Origin of the sequence: Streptomyces sp. NPDC048639, assembly GCF_043199075.1 — a bacterium.
Taxonomy (GTDB): domain Bacteria; phylum Actinomycetota; class Actinomycetes; order Streptomycetales; family Streptomycetaceae; genus Streptomyces.
The window spans coordinates 20,833-37,227 of the sequence record NZ_JBICVP010000008.1 but is presented as its reverse complement, the minus strand read 5'-3'; the positions used below and the strand labels follow the sequence as shown (position 1 = coordinate 37,227).

General features: G+C 70.4%; 13 protein-coding genes. 10 read left to right on the top strand and 3 right to left on the bottom strand.

What is annotated here, in order from left to right:
* Positions 1-63: 63 nt before the first annotated feature.
* The 3 genes from ACGFNH_RS22075 to ACGFNH_RS22065 are packed head-to-tail and all read right to left on the bottom strand — an operon-like array spanning position 64 to position 3,727.
* Positions 64-1,320, bottom strand: coding sequence for an acyltransferase family protein (locus ACGFNH_RS22075; protein ID WP_393656237.1), 1,257 nt, complete (start codon positions 1,318-1,320; stop codon positions 64-66).
* Complete coding sequence (locus ACGFNH_RS22070) at positions 1,317-2,750, bottom strand: polysialyltransferase family glycosyltransferase (protein ID WP_393656235.1); 1,434 nt, start codon at positions 2,748-2,750, stop codon at positions 1,317-1,319. The genes ACGFNH_RS22075 and ACGFNH_RS22070 overlap by 4 nt, the downstream gene beginning before the upstream one ends.
* Positions 2,750-3,727: a glycosyltransferase family 2 protein gene (locus ACGFNH_RS22065; protein ID WP_393656233.1), complete on the bottom strand. Its 978-nt coding sequence runs from the start codon at positions 3,725-3,727 to the stop codon at positions 2,750-2,752. The genes ACGFNH_RS22070 and ACGFNH_RS22065 overlap by 1 nt, the downstream gene beginning before the upstream one ends.
* Before the next feature lie 187 nt (positions 3,728-3,914).
* On the opposite strand from ACGFNH_RS22065, the gene ACGFNH_RS22060 reads away from it, so the two are divergent.
* The 10 genes from ACGFNH_RS22060 (at position 3,915) to ACGFNH_RS22015 (ending at position 16,388) form a co-directional block, all read left to right on the top strand.
* Positions 3,915-5,243: a DUF6716 putative glycosyltransferase gene (locus ACGFNH_RS22060; RefSeq protein WP_393656231.1), complete on the top strand. Its 1,329-nt coding sequence runs from the start codon at positions 3,915-3,917 to the stop codon at positions 5,241-5,243.
* 56 nt (positions 5,244-5,299) lie between these two features.
* Positions 5,300-6,499, top strand: coding sequence for a cytidylyltransferase domain-containing protein (locus tag ACGFNH_RS22055; RefSeq protein ID WP_393656229.1), 1,200 nt, complete (start codon positions 5,300-5,302; stop codon positions 6,497-6,499).
* 17 nt (positions 6,500-6,516) lie between these two features.
* A complete protein-coding gene (locus ACGFNH_RS22050; RefSeq protein WP_393656227.1) occupies positions 6,517-7,449 on the top strand; it encodes an N-acetylneuraminate synthase family protein in 933 nt (310 codons plus the stop codon).
* 657 nt (positions 7,450-8,106) lie between these two features.
* On the top strand, positions 8,107-9,279 hold the full coding sequence (locus tag ACGFNH_RS22045; protein WP_393656864.1) for a hypothetical protein: 1,173 nt from the start codon (positions 8,107-8,109) through the stop codon (positions 9,277-9,279).
* 142 nt (positions 9,280-9,421) lie between these two features.
* Positions 9,422-10,648, top strand: coding sequence for an amidohydrolase (locus ACGFNH_RS22040; RefSeq protein WP_393656862.1), 1,227 nt, complete (start codon positions 9,422-9,424; stop codon positions 10,646-10,648).
* A 153-nt stretch (positions 10,649-10,801) separates the two neighbouring features.
* Complete coding sequence (locus ACGFNH_RS22035) at positions 10,802-11,833, top strand: BMP family protein (protein ID WP_393656225.1); 1,032 nt, start codon at positions 10,802-10,804, stop codon at positions 11,831-11,833.
* A 169-nt stretch (positions 11,834-12,002) separates the two neighbouring features.
* Positions 12,003-13,586: an ABC transporter ATP-binding protein gene (locus ACGFNH_RS22030; protein ID WP_393656860.1), complete on the top strand. Its 1,584-nt coding sequence runs from the start codon at positions 12,003-12,005 to the stop codon at positions 13,584-13,586.
* Positions 13,583-14,692: an ABC transporter permease gene (locus ACGFNH_RS22025; RefSeq protein WP_393656223.1), complete on the top strand. Its 1,110-nt coding sequence runs from the start codon at positions 13,583-13,585 to the stop codon at positions 14,690-14,692. Before ACGFNH_RS22030 ends, ACGFNH_RS22025 begins: the two co-directional genes overlap by 4 nt.
* Positions 14,689-15,978 (top strand): ABC transporter permease, encoded by a 1,290-nt coding sequence (locus ACGFNH_RS22020; protein ID WP_393656221.1) that lies wholly within the window; start codon positions 14,689-14,691, stop codon positions 15,976-15,978. The genes ACGFNH_RS22025 and ACGFNH_RS22020 overlap by 4 nt, the downstream gene beginning before the upstream one ends.
* Entirely contained in the window at positions 15,975-16,388 is a 414-nt protein-coding gene (locus ACGFNH_RS22015; protein WP_393656219.1) for a cytidine deaminase, read from the top strand. The genes ACGFNH_RS22020 and ACGFNH_RS22015 overlap by 4 nt, the downstream gene beginning before the upstream one ends.
* Positions 16,389-16,395 lie beyond the last annotated feature (7 nt).

Sequence of the window (16,395 nt, the reverse complement as noted above, 5' to 3'; positions counted from 1 at the left end):
GCCACGTACCCGTCCGGACGGATCAGAGAGAGACGTTGAGGGAGAAGGAGCGCCCCGGGCCGCTTACCTCCGCTGCGTCGCCAGCGCCCGCTTGATCCGGGGCGTCAACGGCGTCTCCACGCAGCGGTACAGCAACCACGCCACCGCCAGCGTCGCCGCGATCGCGCCTGCCAGCGTCACGTACGACGGGAGGCCCAGGGTGCGGTGGAGGAGGCGGACCGCGACCCAGCCCAGGTGTTCGTGGACCAGGTAGAAGGGGTACGTCAGGGCGCCCGCGACCGTCAGCCAGCGCCAGTCGGCCCACCGGAGGTACCCCAGGGCGATCGCGCCCACCGCGACGAAGCCCAGCGTGACCACGGCCACGATCCCGTACGAGGGGCGGTACGAGAAGAACTCGGGGCTCGCCGGGTGCCACAGCCGGCTCACCGCGTAGTGCTGGCCGATCAGCCAGCTCGCGGCCACGATGCCCCAGGCCGTTGTGTCGCGGCGGTCGCGGTGGACGAGGTAGAGCCCGATGCCGCCGATGAAGAAGGGCGCGTACTCGGGCATGAGCACGATGTCGAGCAGCGGGTCGTTCGCGGCGTCCGCGATCACCGCCGCCAGGGTCCAGACCGCGCAGAACAGGACGATCCGCTGCCGGTTCGCGCCCGGCAGGACGACGAAAAGCGCGAACAGGGCGTAGAAGCGGAGTTCGGCCCAGAGGGTCCAGCAGACTCCGAGGACGCGGTCGACGCCCAGCGGTTGCTGCAGCATCGTCAGGTTCACCAGCGCGTCGCTCGGCGAGACCGCCTCGTAGGCGACCCAGGGAAGTGCGAAGACCGCCGTCACGAGGATGATCGCGGCCCAGTAGGCCGGGAAGAGGCGCGAGACGCGCGAGGCGAAGAACGAGCGGAGCGGCCGGCCCCAGCCGCTCATGCAGATGACGAAGCCGCTGATGACGAAGAAGACCTGGACGCCGAGGCAGCCGTACGCGAAGAGGTTCGAGGCCGTGGGGAACTGGACGGACGGCGACGTCCCCCAGGCCTCACCTATCTCGCCGTCGCGACCGCCGAAGTGGTAGAAGGCGACCATCAGGGCGGCGATCAGGCGCAGTCCGTCGAGGGCGCGGAGTCGGGGAGCGCGGGGCGCGCCGCGTATGCCGCGCGCCCCGGGACTCCTGCCCGCAGTGGCGGCACCTCCCTGAACGGGACTGCCTTGAAGGGGATTTCCCTGAACGGGACTTCCCTGAAAGGGACTTGCGGCCCCGGAGACCGGCGACGACGGTCCCGCGGAACCCGGCTCGGCCGCGGGGCGCGCCGTCGTCCCTGCCGTGGCGCTCATCCGAACGCCGTCCTCTTCTTCGCGATCCTGCGCTGCACGGCCCGCGCCCTGCGCGCCACCCTGCGCACCGTCGCGTTGCGCGGCAGGAAGGCGAGCTGGGACGGGATCGCGCCGGGCAGCGCCAGCGACGTCAGCCGGCGCCGCTTGAAGTACCGCCAGGTGTGCGTGTCCAGGCGTGTGGTCAGATACCGCTCGGCGTCCGGGCGCAGGTCCGGGTAGATCTGGGACTGCATCGCGTACCCCACGGCCCGCACCAGTCCGGTCAGCCGGTCCTCGACCTCCGTGGCGGTGGGCGGCGTCCAGGCCGTGACCGCCGCCGTGTCGGTCAGCTCCGGCAGCAGGGCGTCGACGATCGTGACGGGGACGCGGTTGCTGTTCTGGTAAGGGGCGAGCCGCTCCAGCAGCACGCCCGTCCCGGTCCGCGCGACCGGCAGCTCGTACAGCGCGGTCGCCGTCAGCAGCGCGGTGGAGAAGCATCCGGCGACCAGGGCCGGGCGCATCTTCTGGTAGAGGACCTCGGCGAGCAACGGCGAGTCGAGAACGGTCAGTTCGACGCCCAGCTCACCGGCCTCCTTCTCCAGCATCCGCGACCAGCGGGCCGGGGCGGTCGGGTGCGGCTTGAACACCACGCGCGTGTGGCCGAGTCCGGCGACGCCGCGAAGCATCGTCACATGCAGCCGCTCCTCCTCCTCGTCGGTGAGGATGTCGAGGGCGGAGAGGTACTGGCCCAGCAGCAGCGCGGGGGACTCGATCGCGGGGAGCGCCGCGGTGCCGGAGTCCTCGGCCAGTTCCGCGAGCACCTTGGTGAAGGCACCGGTGGGGACGATGTGCGGCTCGACGCCGAACTCCGTGAGCAGCAGCGGCCGCAGGCCCGGTACCAGGTCCAGGTGGAGCAGACGCCGGATACGGGTGCCGACCAGCGGGTCGAGCTTGTTGCGCGTCGGGCCGTAGCTCATCAGGCCGTCGGCGTAGACGTCGATGGGCGCGCCCGTGAAGAGCTGGGCCAGTGCGAGGGCCGGGTTGACCTGGATGGATTCGACGACCAGCTCGATGTCGTCCTCGCCGAGGTCCCACAGCAGCCGCAGATGGCGCTCCCACAGCGGGACGTCGTCCGCGCGCGGGGACCAGCCGCCGGGGTGGAAGGGGCTGATCGTCTCGTTCCATGACAGCACCCGGTCGAAGCGGCCGCGGAGCCGTTCGAAGCCCGGCATGGAGTCCAGGGCGGGGGTGGTCTCGGGGGTCGCCGCGTTGTTGCTGACCAGCAGGATGCGCCGGTCGGCCGGGTCGAAGAGGTCCGCGTCGAGGGCGGCGGCGAGCGTCGCGGCGCCGTAGAGGGTGGAGGCGAAGAAGATCTGCGTCGTTCTGCCGGATGTCAGCCGGCGGGGGGACGGTGTGCCGGAGGACGGCGTACGGGGGGAGGCTGCGGACATCAGGCGGCCACCTCCGCGCCCACGGGCCGGCGGCGCAGTCGCCGCAGCCGGGAGGCGCGCTCGTGGTCCATCGAGCCGAGTGCGTCCTGGAGTACGTCCTGCGGCATGCGCTTCAGCGCGGCCGCGCTCATCGACCGCAACTTACGTGCCACGGGTGCTTCGAACCTCTCGATGCTGCCGAGATGATGGGAAATGATCGCGCAATAGGTGCGCACCGCTTTCGGAAGAAGGCGATCCGCTTCCGGGTCCTGTGCGGTCTCCTGTACGACCTGATCGAAAGCCCGGATGAAATCGAGCTGCCGGACGTCCCCGATCTGGGTCAGGGACGAGGCGACCCCGCGCCGGTAATGGACGCCGAGCAGCCCCACGACCGCAAAGGACTTCGCCTCGCGGTGCAGCCGCCAGATCCACGGCCGGTCCTCCGCGGTGCGCAGCCCGTCCTTGAAGCGCAGAACTCCCTCGTCCGCCAGGCGCCGGTGGTAGATCCCCGCCCAGGCGTAGGCGTAGTCGACCGAGGTGCTGCGGTCGGCAGGCAGGATGGCGGCGCGCGGGTCCATGACGACATTGCGGCGGCCGTGCGGGACGCGGTGCACCGAGCGGGCCCGCGCGGTGCACTGCACATGGTCGGTGCGCAGGAAGTCGCACTCCAATTCCTCTATGGCGGAGAGGAGTTCCTCGTAGTAGCCGGGCCGCAGCCAGTCGTCGCCGTCGAGGAACGTCAGATACTCGCCCCGCGCGGCGTCGATGCCGGTGTTGCGCGCGGTGGCGAGCCCTCCGTTCTGCTCGTGCCGTACGACGACGGCTCCCGGAAGATCGCGCGCGGCGCGGTCCAGGATTTCCGGAGTCCCGTCGGACGAGCAGTCGTCGACGAGAATGAATTCGAAATCCTGTCTGGCGTTCGCGCGGAGACTTCTCAGGGTGTCGGGCGCGTATGTCTGCACGTTGAAGAACGGCACGATGACGGAGAGCTTAACCACTCGCGAGACGTTAGGTGCGTCCCTGGCATTCGTCTTGACCAGTGGTGAGCCTGTGGGTGAACGAAACATGGCGGAACAGTTAACCCGACGCTCCTGCGCACCGATTCGCCATTCGTCGATGTGCTGTTAACCCTTTGTTGAGCCTGAGTTGGGCCGCGAATCGGAATGGCTTCCTAGCGTCGTCGACGTGCCAGCCAGTAGCAGTCACCGTACGCGGGTAGCCGTGCTCGCCGATTCCGATACGCGATGGAAGTGGGGTGCCCTCACCGCAGATCGCCTCGTATCGGACATCGCGTTCGACGGCTTCCTCCTCCGCGGCCGCGCGACACCGACCCCCCGCCAGCTCGGCGAGGTGGGCGTGCACGCGGACTCGCTGCGCGAGGTCACCGCCGTCGAGTTCCTGCGGACCATGGGCCGCGAGGCGTACGACGTCGTGGTGCTCGCCTGCGTCGGCGGCGCCGTCCAGGCCGTGCTGCACGGGCTCGCCCGCACCTGGGAGGGCCGGACCGAGCGCCCCGTCGTCGTCACCGGCTACGTCGGCGTCGTCTACGAGAAGCTGGCCGACGGTCTTCTCCTGCGCCACGGCGCCGATCTGGTGCTCGCCAACTCCCGTCACGACGCCGAGCGTTTCCGTGCCGTTTACCGGGGCGTCGGCGCCGACGCCTCAGGCGTCGTCGAGACCGCGCTCCCCTTCCTCGGCGGCGCGCCCTACGACGAGAACGCCCGGGGGAGCCGCCCGTACACGGTCGTCTTCGCCGCCCAGCCCTCCGTGCCCGCCACCCGCGCCGACCGCATGTACCTGCTGCGCCGCGCCGCCGAGCACGCCCGCAAGCACCCCGGGCGCGCGGTGCAGATCAAGCTGCGCAGCAAGCCCGGCGAGCACACCACACACATCGAGGAACTGCCGTACCAGAAGCTGGCGGCGAGGATCCCCGGCGGCCTGCCCGCCAACTGCACGCTCGTCTACGGGCACATGGGCGAGGTGCTGGACCGGACCGACCTGCTGGTCACCATCAGTTCCACCGCGGCGCTGGAGTCCCTGCACCGCCGCATCCCCACCGCCGTCCTCACCGACCTCGGTGTGCGCGAGGGGCTCGGCAACCACCACTTCCTCGGCTCCGGCTGCCTCGCCTCCTGGGACGACCTGGACGCGGGACACCGCCCCGAGCCCGACGCGCTGTGGCTGAGCCGCCAGGGCGTCGCCGCCGACGGGCCGTACGAGAACGCGTTCACCGCCGCGCGCGAGCGCGTCGCCGCCCTGCTCTCCGCCCAGGCTCTGCCGCACCTCGAGCCGTACTACACCTCCGCCACCGCGCCCGGCTATCTGCCCGGCATCCTCGCCCGCCACCACCTCGGCCCCCAGGGCGAACCGCTGCCCGGGGCGAGCGCCGTGAGCGAGGAGACCGGCGGCGTACGGCGCATCGTGCGCAGCGCCGTACGGGATGTGGCGCGCGGTGCCTACCGGCACGGCGTCCAGCGGGTGGCCCCGGTCATCCGGCGGATGGGGGAGCTGTGACCGACCGAGTCCCGGCTGCGCGGAAGCAGCCCGCCGAATTCCCCGAAGGAGCCCTGATGCCCCCCACCGTGCTGGCCGTCATCCCCGCGAGAGGCGGGTCGAAGGGTGTGCCCGCCAAGAACCTCGCCGCTGTCGGCGGCGTGCCCATGGTGGTGCGCGCCGTACGCGAATGCCTGGCGAGCCGGGTCGTCACCGATGTCGTCGTCTCCACCGACGACCCGGGCATCGCCGCAGCCGCGCGCGGCGCCGGCGCCGATGTCGTGCAGAGGCCCGCCGCCATCGCCGGCGACACCGCGACCAGCGAGGCCGCCGTGCTGCACGCCATGGACGCGCACGAGGCGATGCACGGCCGCCGGGTGAACACCGTGCTGCTCGTCCAGTGCACCAGCCCGTTCATCGTCCGCGAGGACATCGACGGTGTCGCCGCGGCGATCGTCGAGGGCGGCGCCGACAGCGCGCTGACCGTCGCGCCCTTCCACGGCTTCGTCTGGAGGGACGGCGACGACGGCGTGGGCGAGGCCGACGCGGGCGGCGGCTACGGAATCAACCACGACAAGTCGTACCGTCCGCGCCGCCAGGACCGGCCGCAGGACCTGCTGGAGACCGGCGCCGCCTACGCCATGAACGCGGTCGGCTTCCGCGAGGCCGGGCACCGCTTCTTCGGCCGTACCGAACTCGTGCGGACCGACCCGGCGCGGGTGCTGGAGGTCGACGACCCGCACGACCTCGCGCGCGCCCGCGCCCTCGCACCCCTCCTCGACGCGCCGCGCCCCGGCGCACTCCCCACCCGCGACGACATCGATGCGGTGGTACTCGACTTCGACGGCACCCAGACCGACGACAGGGTGCTCGTCGACTCCGACGGACGGGAGATGGTCGCCGTGCACCGCGGCGACGGCCTCGGCATCGCGGCACTGCGCCGCTCCGGGCTGAACATGCTCATCCTGTCCACGGAGCAGAACCCGGTCGTCGCCGCACGGGCACGGAAGCTCAGGCTCCCCGTGCTCCACGGCATCGACCGGAAGGACCTCGCACTCAAGCAGTGGTGCGAGGAGCAGGGCATCGCCCCTGAGCGCGTGCTCTACGTCGGCAACGACGTGAACGACCTCCCGTGCTTCGGCCTCGTCGGCTGGCCGGTCGCGGTCTCCGGCGCGCACGACGTCGTGCGCGGCGCCGCACGCGCGGTCACCTCCACCCCTGGTGGCAACGGGGCGATCCGAGAGATCGCCTCATGGATTCTCGGCCCCTCCCTCTAGAGAAGGATTTGTCTTAGATGAGCACCACCCCGCGCCTTCGCACCTTCGGCGACAAGATCGCCGGACCGGGCCGTCCCGTCTACATCACCGGCGAGATCGGCATCAACCACAACGGCGAGCTCGAGAACGCCTTCAAGCTCATCGACGCGGCCGCCGACGCCGGTTGCGACGCCGTGAAGTTCCAGAAGCGCACCCCGGAGATCTGCACCCCGCGCGACCAGTGGGACATCGAGCGCGACACCCCCTGGGGCCGGATGACCTACATCGACTACCGCCACCGCGTGGAGTTCGGTGAGGACGAGTACCGGCAGATCGACGCGTACTGCAAGGAGAAGGGCATCTCCTGGTTCGCGTCCCCGTGGGACACCGAGGCCGTCGCCTTCCTCGAGAAGTTCGACGTCCCGGCCCACAAGGTCGCCTCGGCCTCGCTCACCGACGACGAGCTGCTGCGCGCCCTGCGCTCCACCGGCCGTACGGTCATCCTCTCGACCGGCATGTCCACCCCGAAGCAGATCCGTCACGCGGTCGAGGTCCTGGGCAGCGACAACATCCTGCTCTGCCACGCCACCAGCACGTACCCGGCCAAGGCCGAGGAGCTCAACCTGCGGGTGATCCACACCCTCCAGGCCGAGTTCCCGAACGTGCCGATCGGCTACTCCGGCCACGAGACCGGTCTGCAGACCACCCTCGCCGCGGTCGCCCTCGGCGCCAGCTTCGTCGAGCGCCACATCACCCTCGACCGCGCCATGTGGGGCTCGGACCAGGCCGCGTCGGTCGAGCCGCAGGGCCTGCAGCGCCTCGTCCGCGACATCCGCACGATCGAGGAGTCGCTGGGCGACGGCATCAAGAAGGTCTACGAGAGCGAGCTGGGCCCCATGAAGAAGCTCCGCCGCGTCCCGGGTGTCATCGCCGAGGCCGAGACCGAGGTCCGCGAGCCGGCGGCGGTCTGATCCGGAGCGTGGGGACCTGCACAAGGAATGTGGGCGGGGTTCGCCCCGCCTCCCCAGCCGGTCCGCCCCCGCAGGACGGGGCGGACCGGCGCGAGAAGGCGAGGTGACCGCGTGAGCGCACCTGTTGGGCCCGTCGATGCGCCGCGGCGGGCGGAACCGCACGGACCGGCGGACCGCGCGGGGTGGGTGGCCATGGGCCGGCCGGCCGCTGCGGACCGGCCGACGGAGGCGCACTCGTCCGTGCCGGAGGACCGGCCGGCGGCGCACTCGTCCGTGCCGGAGCCCGGCACGCGCCCCGGCGCACGCCTTCCCGGCCTTGCAATGGGAGGGCACGTCCCCGGCCCCGGGGACGGCGGAGCGGATCCACGGTCGCGGCGAACGGCCGCGCGCGGTCATGAGACACGGGATGTCACGGTGAGCAGCACGCCTGACGGGCCCGAGGGCCCGGCGGACGCCGCCCTGGACGGGCGTACCCCGGACACCGCTGGAGCGGATCCGTCCGGTGGAGGCGAGGGGCTCCGGGACGAGCCGGGGGACGGCGGCACGGGGACCCCCGGACCGGACGGCCCCGCCCCGGACGCCCGCGGCCCGGAAGCATCGCAAACGGCCGCCCCGGTCGCCGCAACCCCGCCACCGGCGGCGGGGCCCGCGCGCTCCGTGCCTGCCGGGGGCGTACGGGGCACCGGCGACACCCTCGCCTTCGTCGAGAGTCCCGTCCAGCTCCTCAACGTCCTGGAGTGGGCGTACGCCGACGGCCGGTGCGCCGGACGCGATCAGGGCGCGGACGCTCCGGGACGTTCCGCGGACGCCGCCCCCCGTCTGCCGGGCGCCCCTGCCCTTTCGGCGGACGACACCGCCCGCCGCGGCCCCGTCACCGTTGTCGTCCTCTCCCCGAACGACCCCATGACCCGGGGCCAGCTTCGCCGGATGGCGGAGCTGGCGCGGGACGAGGGGTTCACCGTCCGCTGGGAGGATGCCCGCGGTGGCGCCGCCGCGCCGTTCCAGACCATCGGCGCCCTGACGCCCGCGCTGCGCCGGGCCCGGCGGATTGTGATCGGCGACCCGTTCTCCCGGTACGTCCAGCTCCTGCTGACCCTGACCAGCGCGCCGGACCTGGTGGTCGTGGACGACGGGACCGCCACCATGGAGTTCGTCGCCCAGCTCGCCCGCGGCGAGCGCCTGGTGCGCTGGCACCGCACCGGCCGCGGCCGTGGAGCGCGTGAGGCCGTCTTCGCACCGGTGTCCGCCCTCGCGCGCCGCAGGCTCACGCCCCGCGAGGGCCGCAGGACCGTCGAGGTGTTCAGCTCGATGCCCGTCGAGCCGCCCGCCGGCGTCACCGTCACCGCCAACGACTTCGCCTGGACCCGGGCACGCTTCGGGCCGCCCGCGCTCACCCGCGGTTCGGACCTGGTCGGGACCTCGCTCGCCGAGACCGGCGTCGTCGACCTCGACCGCTACATCGGGGCCGTGGGTTCCCTCGCCCGTGCGCACGGCGCGACGCGCTACTTCGCGCACCGCCGTGAGAGCACCGACAAGCTCAAGCGGCTCTCCGAGGAGACGGGGCTGGAGATCGTACGGCCCGACCTGCCGCTGGAGCTGATCGCCCGGCGCGGCCCCATCGGGCGGACGATCCTGAGCTTCCCTTCGACCGTCGTGCACACCCTCCCGCTCGCCCTCGCGGGTACGGAGGTGAAGGTCGCCGTCTGTGACATCGACCCGGCCTGGCTGACCGATACCGCGTCCCCGCGGGCCCAGGGCTTCCTGTCGGGGGTCACGGGCACGGCCCGTGACGTGCACCGACTGCCGTCCGTGCCCGCGGCGGCTCCCTGAGAGCGAACCTCTCTTTCTACCCAATGGCGGGTCCGCTCATGCGGCCCGCCTCATCTTTTTCCGCCCCATCCGGCTGAACTTTTGTTGATCGCAGGACAGTTGCCCGGTCGGCAGTCGTATTCTTCAGAGGGTGAACCAACTGATGTCCCCCGAGAGCGACGCTGACCTGTCCGCGCATCCCGAGCTGCCCGGGACGGTCCCGGATGCCCTGTGCTCCGAGCTCATCGCTTTCCGTCGCGACCTGCACATGCATCCCGAGCTGGGCCATCAGGAGTTCCGTACGACCGCCGCCCTCATGGCCCGCCTGGAGCAGGCCGGCCTCGAACCGCGGGTTCTCTCCGTCGGCACCGGGCTCGTGTGCGACATCGGCACCGAGGGCTGGGACGGCGCACAGCCGATGCTGGCGATGCGGGCGGACATCGACGGTCTGCCGATTCCGGACACCAAGACCGTCTCGTACCGCTCGACGGTGCCCGACCGGGCGCACGCCTGCGGTCACGATGTGCACACCACCGCTGTCCTCGGCGCCGGCCTGGTCCTGGCCGAGCTGGCCCGGGAGGGCCGCCTGCCGAACCCGGTCCGGCTGATCTTCCAGCCGGCCGAGGAGGTGCTGCCGGGCGGTGCGCCCGACGCGATCGAGTCGGGCGTGCTGGACGGCGTGGGACGGATCCTCGCCGTCCACTGCGATCCCAAGGTGGAGGTCGGCGTGATCGGCCTGCGCACGGGCCCGATCACCTCTGCCTGCGACCGGCTCGAGGTGGCGCTGGACGGCCCCGGCGGCCACACCGCCCGCCCGCATCTGACGACCGACCTGGTCACGGCCGCTTCGAAGGTCGCCACCGACGTTCCGGCGCTGATCAACCGCCGTATCGACGCCCGCTCGGGCCTGTCCGTCACCTGGGGCCGTATCCAGGCGGGTCACGCCTGCAACGTCATTCCGCAGCACGCCGAGCTCTCCGGCACCGTCCGCTGCCTCGACCTCCCGGCCTGGCGCGCCGCCCCCGATCTGGTACACGCTGCCATTGACGAGGTCGCGACGCTCCATCGCGCCAAATCGCAGATCAACTACATTCGTGGTGTCCCGCCCGTGGTCAACGAGCCGGGCAGCACGGAACTGCTGCGCGACGCGATGGCCGTCCGGCGGGGGCCGTACGCAATCGAGGACACGGAACAGAGTCTCGGCGGCGAGGACTTCTCCTGGTATCTGGAGCATGTGCCCGGCGCGATGGCGCGGCTGGGCGTCCGGCCCGTCGGGGACACGACCCGGAGGGATCTGCATTGCGGAGATTTCGACGTGGACGAGGAAGCGATCAAGGTCGGCGTGGAGCTTTTCACGGCGGCTGCGTTGCTCGACGGACACCGTCCGTAGGCGCTTTCACCGACCGTAGGTGTCTGCGTCGACGCCGCTTCGCGTCGAATCGATAACGGCTTGGAACCGCGCCTTTATCTGACATCTACGCGCGTTACGATGCGGCGAACCAGCGCCGGTCAGTGCGCATCCAGCAAGTGAAGGGGTGCCGTCTTGCGACGGATAGCCAAGATCGCTGCCGCGAGCATCGCAACCGCGGCACTCGCATTCACCGCCGCCGGTTGCGGCGAGTCGTCCACCGAGTCCGCGGGCACGAAGGACAAGGGTGTCGGACTTGCCTTCGACGTCGGCGGCCGTGACGACCACTCGTTCAACGAGTCCGCCGCCCGCGGAATCGACAAGGCCGAGCAGGAACTCGACGTCAAGTCGAAGATGCTGACGGCCAAGAACGGTGAGACCGAGGCCGACCGCGAGCAGCGGCTGACCTCGCTGGCCGAGGCGGGCTACAACCCGGTCATCGGCGTCGGCTTCAACTACGGCAAGTCGATCACGAAGGTCGCCAAGGAGTTCCCGAAGACCACCTTCGCGGTCGTCGACTCCGTCTCGCCGGGCAAGAACGTCGACTCGATCGTCTTCTCCGAGCACGAGGGCTCGTACCTCGCCGGTGTCGCCGCCGCGCTCAAGACGAAGACGAACAAGGTCGGCTTCATCGGCGGTGTGAACAACGCGCTGATCCAGAAGTTCGAGGCGGGCTTCGTCCAGGGCGTCAAGGACACCAAGAAGGATGTCCAGGTCGTTCCGGAGTACCTGTACGCCAACAACGACAAGGGCTTCAACGACCCGGCCGCGGCCAACTCCAAGGCCAAGGGCATGCTCGACCGGAACATCGACGTGGTCTACACCGCCGCCGGCCAGTCCGGTGCGGGCTCCATCGAGGCCGTCAGCGCCAAGAAGGGCACCTGGGGCATCGGCGTCGACTCCGACCAGTACCAGCAGCCCGGTCTGGCCAAGTACAAGGACTCGATCCTGACCTCGGTCATCAAGAACGTCGACGTGGCCGTGTTCGACGTGATCAAGAGCGTCAAGGACGGCAAGCCGCTCACCGGCACCAACGCCTACCCGCTGTCCAAGGACGGCGTGAGCCTGGCGACGTCCGGCGGCTACATCGACGACATCAAGGCCGACATCGAGGCCGCGAAGAAGAAGATCGTCAGCGGCGAGGTCAAGGTCAAGGAAGCCCCCTGATCCTCGGTCTGCTCTGACCGGCATCACGGGCTCGGCAGAGGGGGGATCGCCTCTCTGCCGAGCCCGCGCCCTCGTCCCGACACTACGCGCGTAGCGTGCCGTATCCCGCGATACCGTCGCCTTTCCGCCCTCCCAAGAACACGGCTCCTTCCCTCGAGGAGAGTGCGCCATCAAAGCGTCCAGCAGCAGCACCCCGGCAGACAGCGCCCCTGCCGTAGAACTTCACGGGATCACCAAGCGGTTCCCCGGAGTTGTGGCCAACCACGACATCGACATCACCGTCAGACGCGGCACCGTGCATGCCCTCGTGGGTGAGAACGGCGCCGGCAAGTCCACCCTGATGAAGATCCTCTACGGCATGCAGAAGCCGGACGAGGGCACCATCACGGTCGACGGTGAGAAGGTCACCTTCCACAGCCCGGCCGACGCCATCGCGCGCGGTATCGGCATGGTCCACCAGCACTTCATGCTGGCCGACAACCTCACCGTGCTCGAGAACATCGTCCTCGGCGCCGAGAAGCTGCACGGCATCGCGGCCAAGGCGCGCGCCAAGGTCATGGAGATCTCCGACGCGTACGGGCTGAACGTCCGGCCCGATGTGCTCGTGGAGGACCTCGGTGTCGCCGACCGCCAGCGTGTGGAGATCCTCAAGGTCCTCTATCGCGGCGCGCGCACGCTCATCCTCGACGAGCCCACCGCCGTGCTGGTCCCGCAGGAGGTCGACGCGCTCTTCGACAACCTGCGGGAGCTGAAGGAAGAGGGCCTCACGGTCATCTTCATCTCCCACAAGCTGGGCGAAGTGCTGTCCGTCGCCGACGACATCACCGTCATCCGGCGCGGTACGACGGTGGCCTCCGTGCACCCCTCCGACGTGACGCCCAAGCAGCTCGCCGAACTGATGGTCGGCACCGAACTGCCGTCGCCGGAGACCCGGGAGTCCACGGTCACCGACATCGCGATGCTCAAGGTCTCCGACCTGCACATGTCGGCCACCGACGCCGACGGAGCCGTACGCGCCGTTCTCTCCGGCATCACCCTCACCATCCACAAGGGCGAGGTGCTGGGCATCGCCGGTGTCGAGGGCAACGGGCAGGCCGAGCTGGTCGAGGCGGTCATGGGCATCCGCACCCCCGACGGCGGCGCCATCACGCTCGACGGGGACGACATCTCGCACGCGCCCACGCGCAAGCGCCGCGAGGACGGCATCGGGTTCATCCCCGAGGACCGGCACCGCCACGGGCTGCTGCTGGAGGCCCCGCTGTGGGAGAACCGCATCCTCGGCCATGTCAGCGAACGCCCCAACAGCAAGGGCGTGTTGCTCGACCTCAAGGGCGCCCGCGGCGACACCAAGCGCATCGTGAAGGAGTACGACGTCAGGACCCCCGGCATCGAGGTCACCGCGGCCTCCCTGTCCGGCGGGAACCAGCAGAAGCTGATCGTCGGCCGCGAGATGAGCCACGAGCCGAAGCTGCTGATCGCCGCGCACCCGACGCGCGGTGTGGACGTGGGCGCGCAGGCGCAGATCTGGGACCAGATCCGCGAGGCGCGCCGTGAAGGTCTGGCGGTGCTGCTGATCTCCGCCGACCTCGATGAGCTCATCGGGCTCTCCGACAGCCTGCGGGTCATGTACCGCGGCCGCCTCGTCGCGGACGCGGATCCCGCCACCATCACCCCGGAGGAGTTGGGTTCGGCCATGACCGGCGCCGCCCGCGGCCACCTCGAGCACCACGAGGACGAGGGAGGCGAGAAGTGAAGCCGAAGTTCGACAAGGACCGGCTGATCCTCGGGCTCGCCGCGCCCGTTCTCGCCATCGTCGCCGCTCTCGTCATCACCTCGCTGATCCTCGTCGCGGACGGCGACGACCCGATCCACGCCTTCCAGGTGATGGTCGACTACGGCTCGAAGAGCGACAGCCAGGTCTGGATCATCAACAAGGCGATCCCGTACTACCTGTCCGCGCTCGCCGTCGCCATCGGCTTCCGGATGAACCTGTTCAACATCGGTGTCGACGGCCAGTACCGCATCGCGGCGTTCTTCGCCGCGGTCGTCGGCGGCGCGCTGACCCTGCCGGGCTTCCTCCAGATCCCGCTGATCATCATCGTCGCGATGCTGGTCGGCGCGCTCTGGTCCGGTATCGCGGGCCTGCTGAAGACCACCCGCGGGGTCAGCGAGGTCATCAGCACCATCATGCTGAACTCGATCGCCGCCTCGATCATCGGCTACTTCCTGGCCGCCTCCCGGCTCGGCGAGCGCGAGGGCAACCTGATCCACACGCCCAGCATCCCCGCGTCCAGCCACTTCTTCACCATCCCGACCACGCCGGACCCCATCGACGGATTCATCGTCGTCGCGGTGCTCGTGGGCTTCCTCTACTGGTTCGGGCTCAGCCGCACCCGCTTCGGCTTCGACCTCCGTGCCGTCGGCCAGTCCGAGTCGGCCGCCGAGGCGAGCGGTGTCAGCGTCAAGCGCATGGTCGTCACCAGCATGGTGCTCTCCGGTGCCGTCGCCGGCCTCGTCGGGATGCCGACCCTGCTCGGCGTCTCGTACAACTACGGCACGGACTTCCCCGTCGGTATCGGCTTCACGGGCATCGCCATCGCGCTGCTCGGCCGCAACCACCCGGCCGGTATGGCGCTCGGCGCGCTGCTCTGGGGCTTCCTGGAGCGCACCGGCAGCCAGCTCGAATTCGAGGGCTACGCCCAGGAGATCGTCGGTGTGATCCAGGGTGTGATCGTGCTCTGCGTGGTCATCGCCTACGAAGTGGTGCGCCGCTACGGGCTCAAGAGCCAGCAGCGCAAGGTCGGCGCGCAGCTCGCCGCCCAGGCCCGTAAGAACGACAACGCGGAGGTGTCCGCATGAGCGCGACCACGGCAAAGGCGCCTTCGCGCGAGCCGGGCGGCAAGAAGCGGGGCGGAGGCAGGAAGCTCAGCTACCCCGTGGTCCTGCTGATCCTCGCGGGCGTCCTCCTCGCGCTCTCCGCGCTGCGCGCTCTCACCGGCGCCAACGACCTGACCTCCAGCGGCCAGTACAACGGCGCGCTCGCGGCGGCCGTGCCGATCGGCCTGGCCGGTCTGGGCGGTCTGTGGTCGGAGCGGGCGGGCGTCATCAACATCGGCCTCGAGGGCATGATGATCCTCGGCACCTTCGGCGCGGGCTGGGCCGGCTGGCAGTACGGGCCCTGGTGGGCGGTCGTCGCGGGCATCGTGGGCGGTCTGCTCGGCGGACTGATCCACGCGGTCGCGACCGTCACCTTCGGCGTCGACCACATCATCTCCGGTGTTGCCGTCAACATCCTGGCGCTGGGCTTCGCCCAGTACCTGGCGAAGCTGCTGTTCGGCGCGGAGGGCAGCGCGGCCGCGCAGGCGGGCGGCAACGACAAGCAGTCCCCGCCGATGGACTCCCTGGGCACCTTCAACATCCCCGGACTGTCGGGGTGGTTGGGCTCGATCGAGAACCACGACTGGTTCTTCGTCTCCGACACCGCGGGCATCCTCCGCGGTCTGGTGACGGATGTGTCCTGGCTGACGCTGCTCGCCGTGGGCCTGTTCTTCGGGACCTTCTACATCCTGTGGCGCTCCGCCTTCGGCCTGCGGCTGCGGTCCTGCGGCGAGAGCCCGGTCGCCGCGGAGTCCCTCGGCGTCAACGTCTACCGGTACAAGTACGCGGCCGTGCTCGTCTCCGGCGGTCTCGCCGGGCTCGGCGGTGCGTTCCTCGCGATCGTCTCCTCGCACTTCTACCAGGACGGCCAGACCGGCGGTCGCGGCTACATCGGTCTCGCCACGATGATCTTCGGCAACTGGCGGCCGGGCGGAGTCGCCATGGGCGCCGGCCTGTTCGGCTTCACCGACAGCCTCCAGCTCCGCGGCGGCGGCGAGACCGTGCACGGCCTGCTGCTCCTGCTGGCCGCGCTGCTGGTCGTCCTCACGGTGTGGGGTGTGCGCTCCGGCCGCCTGAAGCAGGCGCTGACCGCGGGTGGCATCGCGGTGGGGCTGACGGCCTGGTACTTCTTCACCGACACGGTGCCGACCGAGGTCGTCGACGCGACCCCGTACGTCGCCACCCTGCTCGTCCTGTCCCTGGCCGCGCAACGCCTGCGCGTGCCGAAAGCCATCGGCAAGCCGTATCGGAAGGGTCAGGGCAAGTGAATCAGTCCTCCTACGACTGGGAAGCCCTGCGGACGCGGGCCCGGGATCTCATGTCCCGGGCCTACGCCCCGTACTCCGGCTTCACCGTGGGCGCCGCGGCGTACGTCGACGACGGCCGCATCGTCGGCGGCTGCAATGTGGAGAACGCCTCCTACGGGGTGGCGCTGTGCGCCGAGTGCGGCCTGATCTCCGAACTGGTCGCCACCGGTGGCGGCCGGCTCACCGCCTTCTCCTGTGTCGACCCCGACGGCGACCTGCTGATGCCGTGCGGCCGCTGCCGCCAGCTCCTGTGGGAGCACGGCGGACCGCAGCTCCTCATCGACTCCGACTCCGGGCCGCGTCCGCTGAGCGAGCTGCTGCCCTACGCGTTCGGCGCGGCCGACCTCAAACGCCAACGAAAGAACAGCTGATGGAACC

Bases quoted from the DNA above. Each gene is read 5' to 3' on its own strand.
- ACGFNH_RS22075 (WP_393656237.1), bottom strand. From the start codon at position 1,320: ATGAGCGCCACGGCAGGGACGACGGCGCGCCCCGCGGCCGAGCCGGGT.
- ACGFNH_RS22070 (WP_393656235.1), bottom strand. From the start codon at position 2,750: ATGTCCGCAGCCTCCCCCCGTACGCCGTCCTCCGGCACACCGTCCCCC.
- ACGFNH_RS22055 (WP_393656229.1), top strand. From the start codon at position 5,300: ATGCCCCCCACCGTGCTGGCCGTCATCCCCGCGAGAGGCGGGTCGAAG.
- ACGFNH_RS22050 (WP_393656227.1), top strand. From the start codon at position 6,517: ATGAGCACCACCCCGCGCCTTCGCACCTTCGGCGACAAGATCGCCGGA.
- ACGFNH_RS22040 (WP_393656862.1), top strand. From the start codon at position 9,422: ATGTCCCCCGAGAGCGACGCTGACCTGTCCGCGCATCCCGAGCTGCCC.
- ACGFNH_RS22020 (WP_393656221.1), top strand. From the start codon at position 14,689: ATGAGCGCGACCACGGCAAAGGCGCCTTCGCGCGAGCCGGGCGGCAAG.